At 62.0% G+C, this 19614-nt stretch carries 22 protein-coding genes and 1 pseudogene; 12 read left to right on the forward strand and 11 right to left on the reverse strand.

Annotation, left to right across the window (positions count from 1 at the left end; translation table 11 throughout):
- Nucleotides 1-2: 2 nt before the first annotated feature.
- Together BN1800_RS24470 and BN1800_RS24475 are read right to left on the reverse strand one after the other, a co-directional pair.
- Complete coding sequence (locus BN1800_RS24470) at nucleotides 3-1193, reverse strand: low temperature requirement protein A (protein WP_087001529.1); 1191 nt, start codon at nucleotides 1191-1193, stop codon at nucleotides 3-5.
- Nucleotides 1194-1218: 25 nt separating this feature from the next.
- Complete coding sequence (locus tag BN1800_RS24475; protein ID WP_027511853.1) at nucleotides 1219-1593, reverse strand: gamma-butyrobetaine hydroxylase family protein; 375 nt, start codon at nucleotides 1591-1593, stop codon at nucleotides 1219-1221.
- A gap of 115 nt (nucleotides 1594-1708) precedes the next feature.
- Between BN1800_RS24475 and moaA the strand changes: the two genes are divergently transcribed.
- A complete protein-coding gene (moaA, locus tag BN1800_RS24480; protein ID WP_425299064.1) occupies nucleotides 1709-2773 on the forward strand; it encodes a GTP 3',8-cyclase MoaA in 1065 nt (354 codons plus the stop codon).
- A 13-nt stretch (nucleotides 2774-2786) separates the two neighbouring features.
- Here the strand turns inward: moaA and BN1800_RS24485 are convergent, their stop codons facing one another.
- Together BN1800_RS24485 and BN1800_RS24490 are read right to left on the reverse strand one after the other, a co-directional pair.
- A complete protein-coding gene (locus tag BN1800_RS24485; RefSeq protein WP_087001572.1) occupies nucleotides 2787-3557 on the reverse strand; it encodes an SDR family oxidoreductase in 771 nt (256 codons plus the stop codon).
- Between the two features lie 149 nt (nucleotides 3558-3706).
- A pseudogene (locus BN1800_RS24490) lies at nucleotides 3707-3949 on the reverse strand (hypothetical protein); the annotation flags it as partial.
- A gap of 380 nt (nucleotides 3950-4329) precedes the next feature.
- Between BN1800_RS24490 and BN1800_RS24495 the strand changes: the two are divergent.
- The 3 genes from BN1800_RS24495 to mobB are packed head-to-tail and all read left to right on the forward strand — an operon-like array spanning nucleotide 4330 to nucleotide 6421.
- Nucleotides 4330-5238, forward strand: a complete 909-nt coding sequence (locus tag BN1800_RS24495) for a DMT family transporter (RefSeq protein ID WP_027511856.1) — start codon at nucleotides 4330-4332, stop codon at nucleotides 5236-5238.
- Between the two features lie 8 nt (nucleotides 5239-5246).
- Nucleotides 5247-5876, forward strand: coding sequence for a molybdenum cofactor guanylyltransferase MobA (gene mobA, locus BN1800_RS24500; protein WP_087001531.1), 630 nt, complete (start codon nucleotides 5247-5249; stop codon nucleotides 5874-5876).
- Nucleotides 5873-6421, forward strand: coding sequence for a molybdopterin-guanine dinucleotide biosynthesis protein B (gene mobB / locus BN1800_RS24505; protein ID WP_027511858.1), 549 nt, complete (start codon nucleotides 5873-5875; stop codon nucleotides 6419-6421). The genes mobA and mobB overlap by 4 nt, the downstream gene beginning before the upstream one ends.
- 137 nt (nucleotides 6422-6558) lie before the next feature.
- Here the strand turns inward: mobB and BN1800_RS24510 are convergent, their stop codons facing one another.
- Nucleotides 6559-8742, reverse strand: coding sequence for an OmpA family protein (locus tag BN1800_RS24510; RefSeq protein WP_087001532.1), 2184 nt, complete (start codon nucleotides 8740-8742; stop codon nucleotides 6559-6561).
- A gap of 20 nt (nucleotides 8743-8762) precedes the next feature.
- Nucleotides 8763-9071: a hypothetical protein gene (locus BN1800_RS24515; protein ID WP_087001533.1), complete on the reverse strand. Its 309-nt coding sequence runs from the start codon at nucleotides 9069-9071 to the stop codon at nucleotides 8763-8765.
- On the opposite strand from BN1800_RS24515, the gene BN1800_RS24520 reads away from it, so the two are divergent.
- From BN1800_RS24520 to BN1800_RS24535, 4 genes are all read left to right on the forward strand, one after another.
- Nucleotides 9070-9843, forward strand: a complete 774-nt coding sequence (locus BN1800_RS24520; RefSeq protein ID WP_027511861.1) for an ABC transporter substrate-binding protein — start codon at nucleotides 9070-9072, stop codon at nucleotides 9841-9843. The two genes, BN1800_RS24515 and BN1800_RS24520, sit on opposite strands and share 2 nt — an antisense overlap.
- A 113-nt stretch (nucleotides 9844-9956) precedes the next feature.
- A complete protein-coding gene (locus BN1800_RS24525; protein WP_087001534.1) occupies nucleotides 9957-10760 on the forward strand; it encodes an ABC transporter permease in 804 nt (267 codons plus the stop codon).
- Nucleotides 10757-11587: an ABC transporter permease gene (locus BN1800_RS24530; RefSeq protein WP_027511863.1), complete on the forward strand. Its 831-nt coding sequence runs from the start codon at nucleotides 10757-10759 to the stop codon at nucleotides 11585-11587. Before BN1800_RS24525 ends, BN1800_RS24530 begins: the two co-directional genes overlap by 4 nt.
- Nucleotides 11588-11733: 146 nt before the next feature.
- Nucleotides 11734-12000, forward strand: coding sequence for an usg protein (locus BN1800_RS24535; RefSeq protein ID WP_027511864.1), 267 nt, complete (start codon nucleotides 11734-11736; stop codon nucleotides 11998-12000).
- A gap of 9 nt (nucleotides 12001-12009) precedes the next feature.
- On the opposite strand, the gene BN1800_RS24540 is transcribed toward BN1800_RS24535, so the two are convergent.
- Nucleotides 12010-12735 (reverse strand): DUF2270 domain-containing protein, encoded by a 726-nt coding sequence (locus tag BN1800_RS24540; RefSeq protein ID WP_087001535.1) that lies wholly within the window; start codon nucleotides 12733-12735, stop codon nucleotides 12010-12012.
- A gap of 125 nt (nucleotides 12736-12860) precedes the next feature.
- On the opposite strand from BN1800_RS24540, the gene BN1800_RS24545 reads away from it, so the two are divergent.
- From BN1800_RS24545 to BN1800_RS24560, 4 genes are all read left to right on the forward strand, one after another.
- Nucleotides 12861-13676, forward strand: coding sequence for a class I SAM-dependent methyltransferase (locus BN1800_RS24545; RefSeq protein WP_087001536.1), 816 nt, complete (start codon nucleotides 12861-12863; stop codon nucleotides 13674-13676).
- Between the two features lie 295 nt (nucleotides 13677-13971).
- Complete coding sequence (locus tag BN1800_RS24550; RefSeq protein ID WP_087001537.1) at nucleotides 13972-14664, forward strand: glutathione S-transferase family protein; 693 nt, start codon at nucleotides 13972-13974, stop codon at nucleotides 14662-14664.
- On the forward strand, nucleotides 14661-14996 hold the full coding sequence (locus tag BN1800_RS24555) for an ArsR/SmtB family transcription factor (RefSeq protein ID WP_027511868.1): 336 nt from the start codon (nucleotides 14661-14663) through the stop codon (nucleotides 14994-14996). The genes BN1800_RS24550 and BN1800_RS24555 overlap by 4 nt, the downstream gene beginning before the upstream one ends.
- Entirely contained in the window at nucleotides 14993-15469 is a 477-nt protein-coding gene (locus BN1800_RS24560; RefSeq protein WP_087001538.1) for an SRPBCC family protein, read from the forward strand. Before BN1800_RS24555 ends, BN1800_RS24560 begins: the two co-directional genes overlap by 4 nt.
- Here BN1800_RS24560 and BN1800_RS24565 read toward each other — a convergent pair.
- The 4 genes from BN1800_RS24565 to BN1800_RS24580 all read right to left on the reverse strand — a co-directional run bounded on the left by BN1800_RS24565 (nucleotide 15466) and on the right by BN1800_RS24580 (nucleotide 19402).
- A complete protein-coding gene (locus BN1800_RS24565) occupies nucleotides 15466-16284 on the reverse strand; it encodes an ATP-binding cassette domain-containing protein (protein WP_087001539.1) in 819 nt (272 codons plus the stop codon). The two genes, BN1800_RS24560 and BN1800_RS24565, sit on opposite strands and share 4 nt — an antisense overlap.
- Nucleotides 16285-16294: 10 nt before the next feature.
- A complete protein-coding gene (locus tag BN1800_RS24570) occupies nucleotides 16295-17131 on the reverse strand; it encodes an ABC transporter permease subunit (protein ID WP_087001540.1) in 837 nt (278 codons plus the stop codon).
- 25 nt (nucleotides 17132-17156) lie between these two features.
- Complete coding sequence (locus tag BN1800_RS24575) at nucleotides 17157-18404, reverse strand: FMNH2-dependent alkanesulfonate monooxygenase (protein WP_087001541.1); 1248 nt, start codon at nucleotides 18402-18404, stop codon at nucleotides 17157-17159.
- 32 nt (nucleotides 18405-18436) lie between these two features.
- Nucleotides 18437-19402, reverse strand: coding sequence for an aliphatic sulfonate ABC transporter substrate-binding protein (locus BN1800_RS24580; protein WP_087001542.1), 966 nt, complete (start codon nucleotides 19400-19402; stop codon nucleotides 18437-18439).
- Nucleotides 19403-19614 lie beyond the last annotated feature (212 nt).

Raw genomic sequence — 19614 nt, forward strand, 5'->3', positions numbered from 1 at the left:
TCTCAGTGCAGCGTGCGCCCGGCCGTCTTCCCGGCAAGCGACCTGTATTCCCAGGTGGCAACGACGATCAGCGCCAGTGTCGCCAGGATGCCCATCACATAGACCTCGACAAGAGGCGCTAGGAACGCAAGCAGGACCAGAATCACGAGGCCGGCGATATGCGAAGGCGGCGGCGTTCCGGTCGTCGCGCCCTTGAACCACAGATTGCCCGCAAGGAAGAGTCCCGAGCCACCGAGGATCGCGGCCATAACGCCGAGATCGCCGGTCTGATGCGGATGCGAGAACATGAATTCGACAGCCACCGCATGCACGATGATGCCGGCGAGAATCGGAATATGCGCATAGGTGAAGGCCTGCCGCGCAAGGCTGCCCGGCGTATCGTCATGTTCGATCCGGTGCGCGGCCCGCTGATGCCCGAACCGGAAATAGAGCCACCACATCGCGACGGTTCCAACAAAGCCCGTGACGAAAACGACGGTCGTCAGACCGGAAAACGGCAGCTCGGAAAAGGTGCGGCCGGAAACGAGGATCGCTTCGCCGAGGCAGATAATGATGAACAGCGCGCAGCGCTCCGCCATATGGGCGCCCGAGACATCCCAGTCGGCCGCCATCGACTTGCCGAGCCCCGGCACGAAGAAGCCGGAAGCCGGGCCCGCATATTCGATGAGGAGGGCGATCGCCCATGCGACGAGCCGCGCCTCATGCTCCAGAAAGCCGCCCATCATCCAGAACACGCCGGACACCGCAAGCCATGTTGTGATGCGCATGAAATTCAGATGGTTCGAGCGGCCGGCATCCTTCATCGCGTAAAGCGTAAAGAGCGACCGCCCGACCTGCATCAGCACGTAGGCAGCGGCAAAAAGCAGTCCCTTGTCGCCGAAAGCCTCGGGAATCGAAGCCGAGAGCACCAACCCGAGCAGCATGAGAACCACGAGCATGCCGCGCACCGGCATCTTCTCCGGGTCGAGCCAGTTCGTCACCCAAGCGGTAAATATCCAGACCCACCAGACGGCAAAGGTCATCAGCGCGGCTTCGGCCGCTCCAAGCAGCGTGTAATGCGCCGCGAGCGCATGCGAGAGCTGGGAAATGGAGAAGACGAAAACCAGATCGAAGAACAGTTCGAGAAAGCTGACCTTGCTACTGCCCGCGCTCCCCTTCGCACGAAGCCAGTTTCTGCCCGTCGTCCCCGCCATCTATACCCCCTTGGCTGTTGATCGCTCAGCGCGGCTTTTCCGCGACGTCGCGGCTCATGCCCTTGTCGCCGAGTTCTTTCTCGTATTCCGCAAAAAGCTCCTCCCCCCGCTCGCCGAGTTCGCGCAGGTAGGTCCAGGTGTAGATGCCCGTATCGTGCATGTCGTCGAAGCCGATGCGCACCGCATAATTGCCAGTTGGCATCATCGAGATGATTGCGACATTACGCTTGCCGGGAACCGTCAACTTCTGCCCCGGCCCATGGCCCTGCACTTCTGCCGAAGGCGAAAGCACGCGCAGCATTTCTGCGGAAAGATCGAAGCTCCGGCCGTCGTTGAAGGTCACGGTCAGACGCTGCCGGTCCTTCGACACGCGCAGTTCAGTCGGCCAGATATCACTCATCGCTTCCTCCGTTTGTCAAAGAGCAGTAGGCAATCGGGCATTTCGAGGCAAGCTCAATTTACCGTGCGTTCCCGCCCTTTCCCTTGACGGTGCAGCCACATCTGTCCACATTACCATGACGACGGAGGTATTGGTGAACAGCAACGTTGGAACGATAGCAAGCGCATCGCCGCTGGTGGCGGATGCAGCCCCGATGATCGACCCCTTTGGGCGGGCGGTTACCTATTTGCGCGTCTCCGTCACCGACCGCTGCGATTTCCGCTGCACCTATTGCATGGCGGAAAACATGACCTTTCTGCCGAAAAAGGATCTTCTGACGTTGGAAGAGCTGAACCGGCTCTGTTCCGCCTTCATCGCCAAGGGAGTGCGCAAGATCAGGCTGACCGGCGGCGAGCCGCTGGTGCGCAAGAACATCATGTTTCTCGTCCGCGAGCTCGGGAAACGGATCGGCTCCGGCCTTGAGGAGCTGACGCTGACGACCAACGGCTCACAACTCGCCCGCCATGCCGAGGAGTTGTACGATTGCGGCGTGCGCCGCATCAACGTCTCGCTCGATACGCTCGATCCCGACAAGTTCCGCAAGATCACCCGCTGGGGCGATTTCGCCAAGGTCATGGAAGGCATCGACGCGGCGCAGAAGGCCGGCCTGAAGATCAAGCTCAACGCCGTCGCGCTCAAGGATTTCAACGCCGCCGAGATACCGGACATGCTGCGGTTCGCGCATGGCCGTGGCATGGACCTCACCGTCATCGAAACCATGCCGATGGGCGAGATCGACGAGGATCGCACAGACCAGTATCTGCCGCTCTCCGAGCTACGTTCCGACCTCGAACGTCAGTTCGCGCTGACCGATATCGACTATAAGACCGGCGGTCCGGCACGCTATGTCGAAGTCACCGAGACCGGCGGCCGCCTCGGCTTCATCACGCCGATGACGCATAATTTCTGCGAAAGCTGCAACCGCGTCCGCCTGACCTGCACCGGCACGCTCTACATGTGCCTCGGCCAGAACGATGCCGCCGACCTCCGCTCCGCACTGCGCGCCACGGAAGACGACGGTCTGGTCTACGCCGCGATCGACGAAGCCATCACCCGCAAGCCGAAGGGCCACGACTTCATCATCGACCGCACCCACAACCGCCCCGCCGTCGCAAGGCATATGAGCGTCACCGGCGGGTGACGCCCCGCGTTTATCATGTCCGATTGATCGAAACGCCGCCGTCGGCGAGCATTGTCGAACCGGTGACGAAGCTCGCCATGTCCGAACCCAGGAACAGCGCCACCTTGGCGATCTCTTCCGGCTGCGCCACGCGTTTCAGCGCGTGCAGCCCGTTGATGAAGGCAACCGTTTCGGGCGCAACACCCGGGAAGTTGATCGGATTGGCCTGCGTATCGACGCCACCGGGAAGCAGCGCGTTCACGCGAATGTTCTTCGGTCCGAGTTCCGCTGCCAGCACCTGCACGAGCCCCATTAGCCCTGCCTTGCTCGCCGCGTAAGCGCCCAAGCCGGGCATGCCCGCCGTATGGCCGACGAACGTCGAGGTGAAGATGATCGACCCGCCCCCGCGTGCGATCATCGCCGGCGCCTGGTGCTTGGCGGCAAGGAAGCCGCTCGTCAGGTTGAGGTCGACGGTATCGCGCCAATCGCCGAGCGAGATATCCGGCAGGCAACCATATGCGCCCGTGCCGCCTGCATTATTGAAGGCGATATCGAGCCCGCCGAAGCGCCGGGTCGCCGTCTCCACCAGGGATCGATGCAGTTCCTCGTCGCGAATGTCTCCCGCAACGGCAACAACCTCTCCGCCGTCAGCTTCGATCTCCTCGACGAGCAATCTCAATTCCACCTCGCGGCGCGCTGTGACGACGAGTTTCGCGTCCTCAGCGGCAAAGAGTTTGGCCGCGGCGCGACCAATTCCGGCGCTGGCGCCGGTGACGATTGCGATCTTTCCATTCAGATTATTCATGCCGGACTCCATTCATTGCTGAAGATCAAGTTCGACATCCAGATCGCAAAACCGCGCCGCTGCAGCCACCCGTTTCCTGCGCTGCCTGAAGTAAACAAAAACGCGCGGCCGGATAGGTGCGGGTTCCAATTCTGCCGCTGGCGATCTTATCAGGCCGCCCGGCCTTGCCTCCAACGAGAGACCACTTCGCCCTCCGGCCAGCGCGTGCGGAACCGCTCGATCTTTTCGGAAAGCATGTCGACGTGCTGACGCAGGCCGTGGATTTCGGCATTGTTCTCCTCGACCATCGCCGCGTTCTGCTGCGTGATGAGTTCGACGTCGTTCACCGCGCGGGTTACCTCCTGGATGCCGGTCGATTGTTCGCTGGTCGCCGCCGAAATCTCGGTGACCAGCGGGACGACGAACAGAAGGACTTTCGTGACATACGGCGGCCTTGCAAAAGACGGTCGATGAAATGCATTGGAATATGCCTCAACGAACGAAGACTAAAAAACCACCGCATTCATTCCGCGTGGCAAAGCCTATGTTCCGCCTCATCGGAACGGACAAAGTTTGCGGAAATGACATTGATGAAGGCGTAATGCGCCGCCGCAACAACGAGGATTTGCCTTGGAAAACCGGGACTTGATCAACGCGCGGCCACCCAAACCCGGGATCGATTCCGCTTATTGTGCACTGCGCAATCGATTTATTTCGGGTGTGACTTTCATTCGATTCCCTTGATGAACGATCCCCTCTAAAAGGACGGCATAAAAACCAGGAATCTCTTTTCATGCCGCGGTCTCGCAATACCCAGGGCGCAATCTTCATGAGCATGGCCATGGCCGGCTTCTCCTCAAGCGACGCCCTCTCCAAGTCGGTCATCGGCCATATGAACGCCGGCGAGATCATCTTTATCCGCGGCGTCTTCACCAGCATTCTCGTCTATCTAATCGCCCGCCATCTGGGCGCGCTCCGCTCCTGGCGCATCGTGCTGAAACCGGTCATCATCCTGCGCATCGTTTGCGAAGTGATCGCTGCAATCACCTATATCACGGCGCTCGGATTGATGCCGATCGCCAATGCCTCGGCCATCCTACAGTCCCTGCCGCTTGTCGTGACCTTCGGGGCAGCGCTCTTCTTCCGCGAGCCCGTCGGCTGGCGGCGCTGGTCGGCGATCCTTGTCGGCCTCGTCGGCGTCCTCATCATAATCCGTCCCGGTCCCGAAGGCTTCACACCAGCCGCCCTTCTCTGCGTCGCCAGCGTTCTGGTGACGGCGGGGCGCGATCTCGCAACCCGCTCCATCGATCCCGAAATCCCCTCGCTAATGGTGACCGTCATTACTGCCATGTCGGTCGCCTTCTTCGGCGCGCTCCTGATGCCGGCGCTCGGCGGCTGGCAGCCCGTCAGCCTCACCTCGCTTCTGCACCTGCTGCTTGCTTCGGTCCTGGTGCTGATCGGCTATCAATCCGTCATCCTCGCAATGCGCACCGGCGAGATCTCCTTCGTCGCGCCCTTCCGCTATACGAGCCTGATCTTCTCAGCGCTTCTTGGCGTCTTCTTCTTCGCCGAAGTGCCGGATTTCTGGACGCTCTGTGGCGCCGCGGTTGTCATCGCGTCCGGCCTCTATACCTTCTATCGCGAGGCCAAACGCCGCGTGCCGCCAATGGCGCAGGAATCCGAACCCAGAAGCCCAGTCTGAGAACCGCCATGGCCGATTTTTCCTTGCAGAACACCAAAATCCCCGGCGTCATCCTTGCCGGCGGCCGTTCGTCGCGCATGGGCCAGGACAAGGCCTCCGTCATGCTCGGCGGCCGCTCGCTGCTCGATCATGCCATCGCGCGGTTATCTCCGCAGGTCTCTATAATTGCGGTAAATGCCGACAGCGAGCCGCAATGCGGATTGACGTTCATACCGGATATCGTCCCCGGCAAGGCCGGACCGATGGCCGGCATCCATGCAGCCATGGCGCATGCCGCCGCGCTTCCCGGCGTCAGCCACGTCGTGACAATCTCGATCGACAGCCCGTTCTTCCCTGCAGAGCTCGTCGCGGATTTCGCAGCCGCAATCGATTCCCCGGCAAAGATCGCAATCGCCGCCTCTGAAGGCCGCCCTCATCCCGTCTTCGGCCTCTGGCCGATTTCGCTCGCGGAGGAACTCGCCGGCTGGATCGCGACGGACGAAAAGCGCCGCGTGCGCGACTTCCTCTTGCGGCATGACGTTGCTGAAGTTTCCTTCCCGCTGCATCCGACGCGCGCCAGCCTTCTCGATCCTTTCTTCAACATCAACACGCCGGACGACCTGGTGGAAGCCGAACGCTGGCTGCAGGTGCTGTCATGACCGGACCACGCATTTTCGGAATCGCCGGCTGGAAGAATTCGGGCAAGACCGGCCTTGCCGTCCGCCTCGTCGAGGAATTCACCCGCCGCGGCTATTGCATCTCGACGATAAAGCACGCCCACCACGATTTCGACATCGACAAGGTCGGCGCCGACAGCTACCGCCACCGCCAGGCGGGTGCGCATGAGGTAACGATCGTGTCCGGCACCCGCTACGCCATCATGCACGAGCTGCGCGGAGCACCTGAACCAAGCTTCGAGGAAATCCTCGCCCGCCTCGCGCCCTGCGACCTGGTGCTGATCGAAGGCTACAAGCGCGAACCGATCCCGAAGATCGAAGCGCGCCGCCAGGAAGCCGCCAGGCGCGATCCGCTGGCACCGGCCGACCCGCATATCTGCGCCATCGCCGCCGACCATCCCATCACGGACACCGACCTGCCGGTCTTCAATCTCGATGATACGACAGAGATCGCCGATTTCATCGCCGCCAGGATCGGTCTAGGAGAAGCCTCCCCTTCTCCCCAGCGGGGAGAAGATGTCCCTTAGCACTGATGAGGGCGTGAGCGACGACAGGAGAGAACGGCCGGAGCGATAAGCGACGGGCGAGTTTGCCGCACCGTCCCCGTCATATCCGGCCCTGCGGGCCACCTTCTCCCCGCTGGGGAGAAGGTGAAACGCACGCCTTACTGGTTCGACGCGACGGGGCGCACCAGCGCCGTGACACGGCGGATGGTCACGCGGCGGTTTTCCTGTTCCGGACCGTCCGTATTGACCTTCAGATAGCGCTCGCCATAACCCTGCGTGGCGAGGTTTTCCGGTGGAATGCCATAGACATCCGTCAGCACGTTGGCGACTGATTCGGCACGCTGGTCCGAAAGGACGAGATTGCTCTGGTCGGAGCCGACGGCATCCGTATGGCCTTCGATCAGGAAGGTCTCGCTCTGATCCTTTTGAAGCACCTCGTTCATCGCATCCGCAACCTTGCGCAGGCTCCGGGCCTGGCTCATCGGGATCTCGGCGCTACCCGTCGCGAAAGTGATCGTATCGAGGTCGATGCGGCGCACCTTGTCGCGGATACGGGCCGAATACTTCACCTCGTTCAGCGAATAGACGCGCTCGACGGGTTCCACAGGCGGCTCGCTCAGGAACTCGTAATAATCGCGGTCCGGATCGCTGCTGGTATCGATGATGTAGTCGCGCACCGGGATAGCCAGCCGCATCGGCGGCAGATCGGCGCCCGGATCCTCGAAGTAGCCGCGGTCCGGATCATCGTAGAGTTCCGGCGAATAGTAGAGAACATATTCGCGGCCGCCGCTATCGATGCGCGAGCGCTGAATGATGTCGCCATAGCGGTTGCGGATGGTCACGATGCGATAGCCTTCCGGGCGCTCGATCGTCTCGCGGTAGCGGTCTCGCGAAAGTTGTTCGTAGATCGGCTGTTCGCCGTCCCTGAGGAAGCGACGGTCGTCATCGCTGCGCACCACGATGCGGTTGTTGAACTGCATGATGATGCGGTTGTCGTCACCCTCGTAGCGCTCGACGCGCGCTCCTTCGGGGCTCATGAACTCCGGCCTGCGCTCGAGCCTGCGGCCCTCTTCGCTCGTCACCGCTTCAAACTTGACTGGAGGACGGCGCTGGCCTTCCGGCGCGAGTTGCGCATCGGCGTCGGATTTCGGCGCGGCGATGACCTGCTGCTCTGCCGCACGCTGACGGTCGCGTTGACGCCGTCCGCCCTGGCCGGCAGTGCGGTCCGCATCCTTGTCGCTGTCGAGCACGGCGGCACCGTTCTCGACTGGCAGGACCACCGTCTCGTTGCTCTTGCTCGGATCCTCGGCGATCTGCTTGCGGCGTTCGAGTTCTTCCGGGGTCACCTTCTCAGGCGCAGGAATGGCTTGCTCCGTCGGCTGCGCACCACCGGCCGGCTGTTCGCCAGTCGGCGCTCCGGGCTGGACAGGCACCTGTTCGCCCTGCTGTTGCAGCGGCTGTTCGCCGCCTTCAGCGGGCTTCTGCGCCTCGCCCGGCTCTGCGGGTACCGGCGGCTTTTCCGGTGCTGGAGATTTGGCAGGCACGGGAGGCTTCTCAGGAGCAGCCTGGTCCTCGGCCGGCTTCTGTTCCGGCTGGGCAGTCGTGGCGGGTTTCCGGCCCGGCTTCACTGCAGGCTGCTCGCCTTCAGTCGCCTGCTGCTTGTCGCGCTTACGCGGACGCTGCTGCTCAGGTTGTGCCTCTTCCGTCTGCGGTTTCGGCTCTTCAGCCTGCGGCTGCGCTTCGCCCTGCTGCGGCGCTACCGGCTCCTGCTGCTGTTCGGGAGCGGCCTGCTCCGGTGCGGCTTGACGCTTCTTGCGCCGCGGCTGTTCTTCGCTCGGTTGAGCCTGCTCTGCTTCCGGCGCCTGCTGGGTTTCCGGCGCTGCCTGCCGCTGCTTGCGGCGCGGCGCCTCCGGGGCTACCTGCTCCTGCTGCGGTTCGGGAGCGGCCTGCTCCGGTGCGGCTTGACGCTTCTTGCGCCGCGGCTGCTCTTCGCTCGGCTGAGCCTGCTGTGCTTCCGGAGCCTGCTGCGGCTCGGGTGCTGCCTCGCGCCGCTTGCGGCGCGGCGCTTCCTGCTCGGCCTGCGGCGCCTCCCGCTGCGGTGCTGCCTCCGGCTGCTGCTCCTGCGCAGGCTGCTCTGCTGGCCGCTTGCGTCTCTTCTTCAGAAGCTCTTCTTCCGAAGGCGCAGCATCCTGCGCCACCTCGTAGCTGCCGCTGATCACCTGCGGCGCGGGCCGCACGGCGCTTCCACCGGCCGCAGTCGCTGCATCGGCTGGCGACATGGCCAGCGACAGCGAAAGCAGCGGGAAAGCCGCGCTGGCAAACAATCTTGATTTCATACCCATTGGGTTTCCTCGTCTTCTTGTTAGAACCTTTTGGAACGCCTGCTGAGGCGTTCCGGCGATTCTTGGGCGGATTCGAAAACGAAATCGCCCAAATCCGGATTTGTTCCTGTTGTTTTAGGAAGCCCGTCATTAACCCGGTATGAATGCTGCGGTTCGCTGCCGTTCATCTTTGCCACAGTTTGCGCCGCACCATTCCGCTGCGATTCCAGTTGCAATTTGCGGAAAAAAGGTTTGATTATCGGGCCAAGGCGGTGTCTATGCCCGCCGAATTCAGGCCGCTGGCGGATAAGAAGAAGACGCAGCGGCCAACCAACAGAGAGGATCATCATGCGTATCTCCACCCGTTTTCTCGCCGCAGCCTCGCTCGCCGCGATGTCCCTCTTCGCCGGTTCGGCAATGGCCGATGGCGAGAAGTACGTGATCGGCACCGACTCGACCTACCCGCCCTTCGAATTCGTTGACGCCAGTGGCGAGATCAAGGGCTTCGACATCGACATCGCCAAGGCGCTGTGCGCGGAAATGAAGGCTGAATGCTCCTTCGTCAGCAGCGACTGGGACGGCATCATCCCTGCGCTGCAGGCCAAGAAGTTCGATATGATCGTTTCGTCCATGTCGATCACGCCGGAGCGTCTGAAGCTCGTCGACTTCAGCAACAAATACTACAACACGCCGCCGGCCGTCGCCGTGCCGAAGGACTCGACGATCGCCGACGTCGCCGGCCTGAAAGGCAAGACGATCGGCGCGCAGACCTCGACGACGCACGCCAACTACTCCGAAAAGCACCTTGCCGACACGGAGCTCAAGCTTTATCCGACCGCCGACGAGTACAAGCTCGACCTTTCGAACGGCCGTATCGACGCCGCCATCGACGACGTCGTCGTTCTTTCTGAATGGGTCAAGTCGGAAGCCGGCGCCTGCTGCAAGATCCTGACGACGCTTCCCGTCGACAAGGAAATCAACGGCGAGGGTGCCGGCATCGCCGTGCGTCAGGGCGACCCGCTCAAGGACAAGCTGAACACCGCAATCGCAGCGATCCGCGCCAGCGGCAAGTACAAGGAAATCCAGGACAAGTACTTCGACTTCAACGTTTACGGCGAATAGGAAAACTTGTAACTGACCGGCAAAGACGGTGGCGGAAGGCTTGCTCTTCCGCCATTTTTGTTTGACAACCATGGAAAGATCAAAACGGCATAAGCCGTGAGGGGAAAGTTGGCATGGGCGGATTGTCTTCCGCGCTGGGCTCGTTCTGGGCCTGGATAGGATATATCTTCGATCCGCTGTGCGGGCCTGCCGGCGTTTTCACCTGGTTCGGCCCATCGACCATCCTCGCCTGCGGCAATGCAGGCTGGGGCGACGAAATCGCGCTCGGCCTGAAGACCACCGTCAGCGTGGCGCTTTTGACACTTCCCGTCGGTCTCCTCATCGGCTTCTTCGTTGCGCTCGGCCAGCAATCGGAAGAAAAGTCCGTGCGGCTCGCATCCGGCATCTACACCACGATCTTCCGCGGCCTGCCCGAGTTGCTGACGCTCTTCATCATCTATTACGGCATGCAGATCCTGATCCAGTCAGTGCTCTTCTCGTTCGGCTCTGAGCAGCGGGTCGAGATCAATGCCTTCATAGCCGGCATGATCGCGCTCTCGGTGGTCTTTTCCGCCTATTGCGCGGAAGTGCTGCTGTCGGCCTTCCGCGCTATTCCGAGGGGCCAGTACGAAGCCGGGTATGCGCTCGGCCTTCATCACGGCCGCACGCTCGGCCTGATCGTCCTGCCGCAGTTGATCCGAATTGCGCTTCCCGGTCTCACGAACCTGTGGATGATCCTGCTCAAGGACACGTCCTACGTCTCGATCATCGGCCTTGCCGACATCCTGCGCCAGACAGGCGTCGCCGTCCGCGTCACCAAGCAGGCCTTCTTCTTCTACATCATCGCCTGCGCCCTCTACCTTGCGCTGGCGGTCATCTCGTCGATCGGCCTCAGCTATATCGAACGCTGGGCGAAGCGATCGGAGGTCCGCCGGTGAGCTATGCGGAAACCCTCATCCCGCCACAGCCGGCGCCGAAGGAAATCGTGAAGCCGTTAACCGGCACGCGCGTTGTCGGCTCGCTCCTCGTCCTCCTGTGGGCGCTGCTTGCCGCGGGCCTGATCTACATGGTGATCGCCGGCTGGGACGTGGACAAGTTCACGCGCTACGGGCCGCGCTACCTGCATGGGCTCGGCACCACCATTCTGCTCGTCACGATCTCGGTCATCTTCGGTGCAGCGCTTTCGCTGCCGCTCGCCTTCGCGCGCATGTCGAGGAACAGGATCATCAGCACGCTTGCCTATTGCTACGTCTACGTGTTCCGCGGCACGCCGCTCCTGGCGCAGCTCTTCCTGATCTACTACGGCCTCGGTGGCTTCCGCGTGCAGCTCGAATCCGCCGGCCTCTGGTGGTTCTTCCGTGACGCCTGGTATTGCGGCCTCTTTTCGATGACTATCAATACCGCCGCCTATCAGGCCGAAATCCTGCGCGGCGCCATCGAAAGCGTGCCGCATGGCCAGCACGAGGCGGCGTCGGCACTCGGCATTCACAAGGCGGTTGCCTTCCGCAAGATCGTCCTGCCGCAGGCGCTCATCGTGGCGCTGCGCCCTTACGGCAATGAAATCATCCTGCTGATCAAGGGTTCAGCCGTCGTCGCCATCATCACCGTGCTCGATCTGATGGGCGAGACCCGCTATGCCTTCTCGCGCACCTTCGACTACCAGACCTATCTCTGGGCTGCGATCTTCTATCTATCGATGGTCGAGGCGCTCCGGCATTTCTGGAACTGGATTGAGCGTCGCCTGACACGGCACCTGAAGCGCTGATCGCTGGCAGCACTCATGCGAGAGTGCTGCCAAGTATTTGAAACTAAAACTAAATATCCTTTTCTTCCGCATCCGTCAAGCTTGCGTTAACCGAGCGATGTTTCCATAATGTTCAAGCGTTGAATGGAAACGAAAGCGAGGCTGAAATGAACAAGGACTTCGAAAAGCAGCTTCAGGGATACGGGCTGACCACCGCCCACATCCTCTACCGTCTACCAGATCACCCGACGATCCTGCAGACCTACATCTGGCAAGAATACGATCTTGCTCCGGATTTTCCCGAAATGCGCGGCTTCCTGAAATTCTGGCAGGAAAAACTGGACGGCCCGCTGCATTCGGTGCGTTACGTCCACCGCAAGCTGATCTCGGCAACGGAATGGCGCGCCTTGAAGGGCGGTTTCATCCTGCATTGAGGCCGCCCGCTAGACATGTGCCTCGCCGCGGATGAACTCGCCTTGGTCGGGTTCCCGGCGCAACACGCCGTAAAGGATGGTGAGATAAAAGGCCGCCACAAGGGCGATCACCAAGAGCCCGGGAAGCGGCCCGAGCACGGCATTGTCGATCACATAGGTCCAGGACTGCGCATGCGCCAGCGTGCTGCCCTCGGCCTGCAGCTTCGGAGTCGTGATTTTCAGCGCCCATGCAAGCAGCATGATAAGATACATCCAGCTATAGTTCCGCTGTAACCGCCGCTGCACGGCCGCATGATAGGTGAGCAGGAATTTCGGCTTGCGCAGGCTGCTTGCGACCACTGGACCCCAATCACGCACGGAATTCGCGTCTGGTGACAGGATCTGCGCGAAATAGTTTTTTTCGACCTGCCGGACGCGGGCCCGGTAGATGTCGAAGAAACGGTAGCGCCTCGCCTCGATCAGCAAGAGCAGCGAGATCAGCATTATTCCGAAGAGAAGCACACCATGGTGCGCGGTCGGCGTCGACAGCGAGACAGAGAGCAAGGCCGCGACCACCGTGATCGCCCAGTTCGATGTCCGGTCGATGCGATCCCGCCAGCTCGTCATGCGCCCGAGTTCGCCGCGGTAGTAGTGACTGAGCGTATTGGTGATCTCCGGCTGACTCGCGGGAAGCGAAGGCCGCATGATCTCGGGGGGCGTACCGCCGTCCACCGTCTTTCCGAGCTCCGTATCCATGGTAATTCCTCCTTCTCTTATCGACGGACTGCTTGGCCCATATTCTGCTCCCGCACGGTCGCCATTGCAAAAGGCGGCAAGCCGCCTTAGAGGCTTGCCTGAACTCAAAAAGATGGTGACCGGCGATGGCAAAGAAGATCGACGAAGAAGCGCTTGCGGAAGCCTATAACCGTGCCCTTGCCCTTGAAAAGGCCGGCGACATCGACGCTGCCGTGACAGCCTACGAGGAAGTGCTGGCAATCGACCCTGAAGACCACGGCGGCGCGGCCGTCCGCATCGCCTCAATGGGCCGCGGCGACACGCCGGCCAAAGCGCCGGATGCCTATGTCGAGACCCTCTTCGACCAGCATGCCGAAGTCTTCGAAGATGTGCTTGTCGAGCAGCTCAGCTACCACGTCCCCCTGCTGGTGCGCCAGCGCCTGCAGGAGCTGAAGCTCGGCCCCTTCAAGCGCATGCTCGACCTCGGCTGCGGCACGGGGCTCACGGGCGGCACGCTGCGCGATCTCTGCGACGACATTACTGGCATCGACATTTCCGAAAACATGGTCGAGATCGCCCATGAGAAGGACCTCTACGAAACCCTCTTCGTCGCCGAGGTCGAGGATTTCCTCGACGACAACGACGAGGACGCCTTCGACCTCATTACCGCGACCGACGTCCTGCCCTATCTCGGCGCCCTGGAACCGCTCTTCTTCGGCGCCGCCGAAAACCTGACGCCCGGCGGCCTTTTCGTCTTCTCCTCCGAAACGTTGCCCGAAACCGCCGCTAAAAGCCATCCCTATATGGTCGGCCCACACCAGCGCTTCCTGCACGCCGAATCCTACATCCGCGACCGCCTGACCGCCACCGGCTTCAGCCTGGTAGAAATGACGGAAATCAATGTCCGCATGCAGGAAGGCCAGCCCAGCCCAGGGCATCTCGTGATCGCGCGGCTCGCCTAGCAGACCATTTTAGGCGGAAACCGCTCAGTGATTGCACAACCAATGGCTTCATCCGATTCATAGACGAACGAAGCAGTTCGTCGAATTCAAAGCTTGCCGCCGCTCAACTGTTCGATACTGCTGCTTTCGGATGGACAACCGTCGGATCACCGAGCCCGGTCAGCGTCAGGAACCGCCACGCTCGCCGCCTCACCTTCTCAATAGTTAGCCAACCGGCAAACGATCCCTTGCGCTTCGCCCCATCACCTGATACTTAGCCATTCAGTAAACTTTCCGATCACTGAAGGCTCGTTCCATGTCGCTCGTTCTTTACGGACACCCCCTCGCCTCCTTCTGCCACAAGGTGTTGATCGCGCTTTACGAGAACGGCACGCCTTTCGAAAATCGCATCGTCGATCTGATGGATGAAGCGTCGAGCGCCGATCTTTTCCGCTTCTGGCCTGTCGGCAAGATGCCGGTCCTGCGCGATGACGCGCTGGACAGCACGATCCCCGAGACGAGCATCATCATCGAATATCTCGACCGGCATTACCCCGGCCCCGTCCGCCTGCTGCCGGACGATATCGACCGGGCGCTTCGCGTCCGCCTTTGGGATCGCTTCTTCGATCTCTACGTGCAGGCGCCGCTGCAGAAGATCGTCACCGATACTCTTCGCCCGGAGGGCCGCAAGGATCCGCATGGAGTAGAAGAGGCGCGCGGCACGCTCGCGACGGCCTACGGTATGATCGAGCAGCAGCTCGGCGGCACCCAGTGGATCACGGGCGACAGCTTCACGATGGCCGATTGCGCCGCCGCACCCGCCCTCTTCTATGCCGAAACGCTCGTCCCCTTCGGCGACGACCAGCCGAAGCTTCGCGCCTATTACGAACGCCTGCTCGGTCAGCCGTCCTTTGCGCGGGTTCTGAAGGAGGCATTGCCCTACTTCAAGTTCTACCCCTATAGTCGCCAGCTCCCCGAGCGCATCCGCAACGAAATGCCTTCCGCATGATCATGGAACCTGCCGCCCTCGACCGGATGTTTCACGCTTTGTCGGACCGCAGCCGCCGCGGCATGGTCGATCGCCTCGGCCGCGGCCCTGCTTCCGTCATGGAATTGGCAAGGCCTTTCTCCATGACGCTGCCGACGGTGATGAAGCATCTGACCGTACTGGAAGCGAGCGGCCTCGTGCATTCGGAGAAGAATGGCCGCGTCCGCACCTATCGCCTGCAGCAGGAGGCGCTTGGCCATCTCGATCGCTGGATTTCCGAGCGGAAGGCAAGCTGGAACATGAGCTTCGACCGCCTCGACCACTTTCTCGCAGAGGAAGAACAGACGCCATGAGCAGCCACTCCGCCGTCCACTCGACGATTGTCATCGAGCGCCATCTGCGCGCCTCGCCCGCCCGTGCCTTCCGCGCCTGGGCCGATCCGGCGTCCAAGCAGAAATGGTTTGCCTGCCATGACGATTGGGTTTCGTTGGCATACAGCCTTGATTTCCGCCCCGGCGGCAAGGAACGAAACCACGTCGCAGATAGCGAAGGTCTGCTTCACGCCTATGACGCGCATTATCTCGACGTCATTGAAAACGCCCGCATCATCTATGCCTACGAGATGAAGCTCGGCGAAAAACGCATCTCCGCCTCGCTGGCGACCGTCACGTTCGAAGAAGGACCCGCCGGCACGAAGATGGTCTTCACCGAGCAGGTCGTCTTCCTCGACGGCTACGCCGATGACGGCCTGCGCCTGCAGGGCACCGAGATAGCGCTCGATCATTTCCAGGCCTTTGTCGAACGTGAGACAAGCCAGGTCCACTAACGCGCCGATTCCTTACCGAGGATCGCCGCGAGCAGCTTGCCCTCTAGCTCGGCGAGTGTGGAATTGCCGTGCCGGCGCGGATGCGGATAAGGGATCGCCAGGTCGAGCGCGATCCGCCCCTCATCGAGCACGATCACCCGGTCGGCCAGATGCACCGCCTCGCTCACGTCATGCGTCACCAGGACGGCGGTAAAGCCGAGTTCGCGCCAAACGCGGTTGATAAGTTCCTGCATGCTGATGCGCGTCAGCGCATCCAGTGCCCCGAGCGGTTCGTCAAGCGCCAGTACGCCGGGCTTGCTCACCAGCGCCCGGGCAAGCGCCACACGCTGCCGCTGGCCGCCGGAAAGCCGTGACGGCCATTCGGATGCCTTTTCCGCAAGCTGGACTTCGGAGAGCACCGCCGCCGCTTCCGCCAGTCCCAACCGCCTCTCCACCTTGTCGCCGAGCCCGACGGCAACATTCTCCGCGACGCTGAGCCATGGCAGCAGCCGCGGCTCCTGGAAGACGATGCGCGCGTTCGGCTCGCCTGCACCGCCATCTGCGCTGTCGAAACGAATATCGCCCGCTGTCGGCTGATCGAGCCCCATCAGGATGCGCAGCAGCGTGCTCTTGCCGCAGCCGCTCTTGCCGATTACCGCGACGAACTGCCCCGCCGGGATATGTAGGTTGATGCCGCGCAGAACCCGGTTGCCGCCGAAGCTTTTCTCAAGGCCCGTCAGCGTGATCGAAGCGGCACCGGCTTGCGCGTCGGCTGCTTCCGTCTCGTATTCCGGCTCCCGGGCTCCCTGGAAGCGCTCATGCGTGATGACGGTCATCGCGTCTCTCCTATTTCTGATATACCGGGTTCCAGGTCAGCGCCTGCCGCTCCAGCGCCCGCGCCACGACGTCAGCGAGCTTGCCGAGCACGGCATAGATCACAAGCGCCAGCACGACGACATCCGTCATCATGAACTCGCGGGCATTGTTCGCCATATGGCCGATCCCAGAAGACGCGGCGATTGATTCCGAAACGATCAGCGTCAGCCACATAATGCCGAGCGCATAGCGCAGCCCAACGAAGATCGAGGGCAGCGCGCCGGGAAAGATCACCTTGCGGAACAGCGTCCAGCCGCCCATGCCGTAGACCCTGCCCATCTCGATCAGGTCGCGGTCGACATTGCGCACGCCGTGATAGGTGTTGAGATAAACCGGGAAAAGCACGCCCAGCGAAGTGAGGAACAGCTTCGATTCTTCGCCGATCCCGAACCAGAGAATGACGAGCGGGATCATCGCCAGATGCGGGATGGTGCGCAGCATCTGAAGCGTCGTGTCCGTCAGTTGCTCGGAAATCTTCGAGACGCCGTTGGCGATCCCGAGCAGGAAGCCGATCGAACCGCCGACGATGAGGCCCGCGAAGGCCCGGCCGGCACTGACGAGAACGTCATGCGGCAGCTGCCCGGATAGCGTAGTCGACCAGAAGGCGACGGCCACATCCGCCGGCGACGGCATGACGCGCGAGGAGATCAGGCCCGCCGAAGACGCCGCCTGCCAGGCGAGAATGATCGCGAGCGGCACCAGGTAGGGCAGCAGCGCTGCACGGCCTGGAAGCGGAAGGCCGAGTCGGGCCTGACGGCGCTCCCGCCCCGCGATCGTCTCCGTGAACGGCGTTTCGAAAACCGACATGCTTATCTCCTCGCTCGGTTTGACATCAGGAACCGGAAACGACCTTCAGGTTGCCGCCATGGCTGCCGCCGCCGAAGACCCGGTGGCGGCCGAAATCGCTCTTGAAGCCGTGGCGCTGCTCCTCGAGCCCGAGCCCGAGTTCGGGAAACAGAAGTTCGGCGACGCGATAGGCTTCCTCCAGATGCGGGTAGCCGGAGCCGATCACCGTCTCGATGCCGAGGTCCTGATATTCGCGAAGCCGCGCGGCCACCGTCTTCGGTGAACCCACTAGCGCCGTGCCTGCGCCGGCGCGCACCAGGCCGACACCCGCCCAGAGGTTGGGCGAGACTTCCAGCTTGTCCCGGTGACCGCCGTGAAGGGCGGCCATGCGCGCCTGGCCGACGGAATCGGACTCCTTGGCGAAGCGCTGCTGCGCTTCCGCGATCGTCGCATCATCGAGCTTGGAGATCAGCCGGTCGGCCGCAGCCCATGCTTCCTCGTCGGTTTCGCGGACGATGAAATGCAGGCGGATCCCGAAGCTCACTTCGCGGCCCTTCTTGGCCGCAGCCGCGCGCACCTTCTCGATCTTTTCAGCCACCTGCGCCGGAGGCTCGCCCCAGGTCAGATACTTGTCGACGCGGCCGACCGAAAAATCGATCCCGGCATCCGACGACCCGCCGAAATAGAGCGGCGGTCGCGGGTTCTGGACGGACGGAAAGCCGAGCCTAGCCTCGGGCGCCTTGACGNCGCCGAAATAGAGCGGCGGTCGCGGGTTCTGGACGGACGGAAAGCCGAGCCTAGCCTCGGTCGCCTTGACGTACCTGCCATCGAAGCTCGCAACACCTTTCTCCAACAGCTCTTCCCAGATCGTGAAGAACTCGTCGGCATGCGCATAGCGCTCGTCATGGTCCAGATGGATGCCGTCGCCGGCAAGCTCGCCCGGGCTGCCGCCGACGACGATGTTGAGCAGCACGCGGCCGTTCGAGATGCGGTCGAGCGTCGTCGTCAACCGGGCATAATAGGCCGGCGACGCCGTGCCGGGGCGGATCGCGACGAGGAACTTCAGCCTCTCGGTCTTGGCCGAAAGGGCTGCCGCCGTCACGAAGGATTCCTCGCAGGCAACGCCCGTTGGCAGCAGCACGCCGGAATAGCCGAGCCGGTCGGCGGCCTGCGCGATCTGGGTCATGTAGCCAATGTCCGGCGCGCGGGTCAGTTCGCTGGAGCCGAGATAGGCCCCGTCGCCGGAAGTCGGAATGAACCACAGGAAATCGATGGGCTTGGATGAGGCGCTCATTGTGAAATCTCCATTGAGAATGAGAAACTGAATCAGCTCGCCTTCGGCCGCCAGACGATATCGCCCGTCGTCAGCTGCTTCGGCACGATACCGAGCTTGTAGAATTCGTCCGCAAGCGCCTGCTGGTAGGCCGCCGCATCATCTGTGATGGTCGTCACCGCGCCGAGATCGGCACCAGGCCGCGAAAGAGTCACCCGCGTCACCTCGGCCGGCACGCCGGTGATTTCGGAGAGCTCCTTGACCGTATCGTCGAGCTTTCCCTGCGCCGACTTGCCGACCTTGCCGAGTTCGTCGATCACGTCGACGATCACCTGGCCGTTGGCATCGGTAAATTCCTGGTTGGCGAGGAAATAGCTATAGGAAGTAACGATGCCCTCGGCTGTCGTCAGGATGCGGGTGTCCGGATCGACCTCGGCGATCGCAAGATAGGGATCCCAGATCGACCAGGCATCGATACTGCCGTTCTTGAAGGCAGGGGCCGCGTCCGGCGGCGCAAGATCCAGCGGCTGGACATCATCGATCGTCAGCCCTGCCTTGCGTAAGGCCTTTACCGTTACGTTATGTGCGCTTGATCCGCGCTTGAAGGCGACCTTCTTGCCCTTCAGGTCTTCGAGCGTCTTGATCGGAGAGTCCTTGTGTACAAGGATCGCCGAGCCCGCCGGGCTTCCGCGATAGGTTCCGACGTAATAGAGCTGGCCACCTGCCGCCTGCGCAAAGAGTGGCGGCACGTCCCCCGTCGCACCGAAGTCGAGCGCACCGGCACCGAGCGCCTCGAGCAACGGCGGACCGGAGGTGAATTCCGACCAGCTGACCGTGATGCCGCGATCGGCAAGCCGGCTCTCCAGCGCCCCGCGCCGCTTGGCAAGTGCGAGCACGCCGTTCTTCTGCCAGCCGATCCGGAACTCGGTGGTGGCGGCGCGTGCTGGTTTGATGGCAGGCAGAACGGCTGCCGCTGCAGCAGCACCGAAAAGTCCGAGCGTCTGGCGTCGAGAAATCATGGCAATCCCCTTTCCTTCGCGGCAGCTTCCCTGAACCTGCCGGTCGTTGCGATGACTTGATAATGAGAATGTCTATAAATTTTCTCGACAATTATATTTGTGAGTTTTGCCGCTACCGAAATTTTCCTGACCGGAATATTCCCCTTCGGCGAAATTTTATTCCAAAGCGCGCTGCGGAGGATTTTCGCAGCCGAACCGGACCGGCTTCAGTT

Origin of the sequence: Rhizobium sullae (assembly GCF_900169785.1) — a bacterium.
In the GTDB taxonomy this organism is placed as follows: Bacteria; Pseudomonadota; Alphaproteobacteria; order Rhizobiales; family Rhizobiaceae; genus Rhizobium; species Rhizobium sullae.

Coding starts and splice junctions, on each gene's coding strand:
- BN1800_RS24470 (WP_087001529.1), bottom strand. CDS start 1,193: ATGGCGGGGACGACGGGCAGAAACTGGCTTCGTGCGAAGGGGAGCGCG.
- BN1800_RS24475 (WP_027511853.1), bottom strand. CDS start 1,593: ATGAGTGATATCTGGCCGACTGAACTGCGCGTGTCGAAGGACCGGCAG.
- moaA (WP_425299064.1), top strand. CDS start 1,709: ATGACGACGGAGGTATTGGTGAACAGCAACGTTGGAACGATAGCAAGC.
- BN1800_RS24485 (WP_087001572.1), bottom strand. CDS start 3,557: ATGAATAATCTGAATGGAAAGATCGCAATCGTCACCGGCGCCAGCGCC.
- BN1800_RS24495 (WP_027511856.1), top strand. CDS start 4,330: ATGCCGCGGTCTCGCAATACCCAGGGCGCAATCTTCATGAGCATGGCC.
- mobA (WP_087001531.1), top strand. CDS start 5,247: ATGGCCGATTTTTCCTTGCAGAACACCAAAATCCCCGGCGTCATCCTT.
- mobB (WP_027511858.1), top strand. CDS start 5,873: ATGACCGGACCACGCATTTTCGGAATCGCCGGCTGGAAGAATTCGGGC.
- BN1800_RS24510 (WP_087001532.1), bottom strand. CDS start 8,742: ATGGGTATGAAATCAAGATTGTTTGCCAGCGCGGCTTTCCCGCTGCTT.
- BN1800_RS24520 (WP_027511861.1), top strand. CDS start 9,070: ATGCGTATCTCCACCCGTTTTCTCGCCGCAGCCTCGCTCGCCGCGATG.
- BN1800_RS24515 (WP_087001533.1), bottom strand. CDS start 9,071: ATGATGATCCTCTCTGTTGGTTGGCCGCTGCGTCTTCTTCTTATCCGC.
- BN1800_RS24525 (WP_087001534.1), top strand. CDS start 9,957: ATGGGCGGATTGTCTTCCGCGCTGGGCTCGTTCTGGGCCTGGATAGGA.
- BN1800_RS24535 (WP_027511864.1), top strand. CDS start 11,734: ATGAACAAGGACTTCGAAAAGCAGCTTCAGGGATACGGGCTGACCACC.
- BN1800_RS24540 (WP_087001535.1), bottom strand. CDS start 12,735: ATGGATACGGAGCTCGGAAAGACGGTGGACGGCGGTACGCCCCCCGAG.
- BN1800_RS24545 (WP_087001536.1), top strand. CDS start 12,861: ATGGCAAAGAAGATCGACGAAGAAGCGCTTGCGGAAGCCTATAACCGT.
- BN1800_RS24550 (WP_087001537.1), top strand. CDS start 13,972: ATGTCGCTCGTTCTTTACGGACACCCCCTCGCCTCCTTCTGCCACAAG.
- BN1800_RS24555 (WP_027511868.1), top strand. CDS start 14,661: ATGATCATGGAACCTGCCGCCCTCGACCGGATGTTTCACGCTTTGTCG.
- BN1800_RS24560 (WP_087001538.1), top strand. CDS start 14,993: ATGAGCAGCCACTCCGCCGTCCACTCGACGATTGTCATCGAGCGCCAT.
- BN1800_RS24565 (WP_087001539.1), bottom strand. CDS start 16,284: ATGACCGTCATCACGCATGAGCGCTTCCAGGGAGCCCGGGAGCCGGAA.
- BN1800_RS24570 (WP_087001540.1), bottom strand. CDS start 17,131: ATGTCGGTTTTCGAAACGCCGTTCACGGAGACGATCGCGGGGCGGGAG.
- BN1800_RS24580 (WP_087001542.1), bottom strand. CDS start 19,402: ATGATTTCTCGACGCCAGACGCTCGGACTTTTCGGTGCTGCTGCAGCG.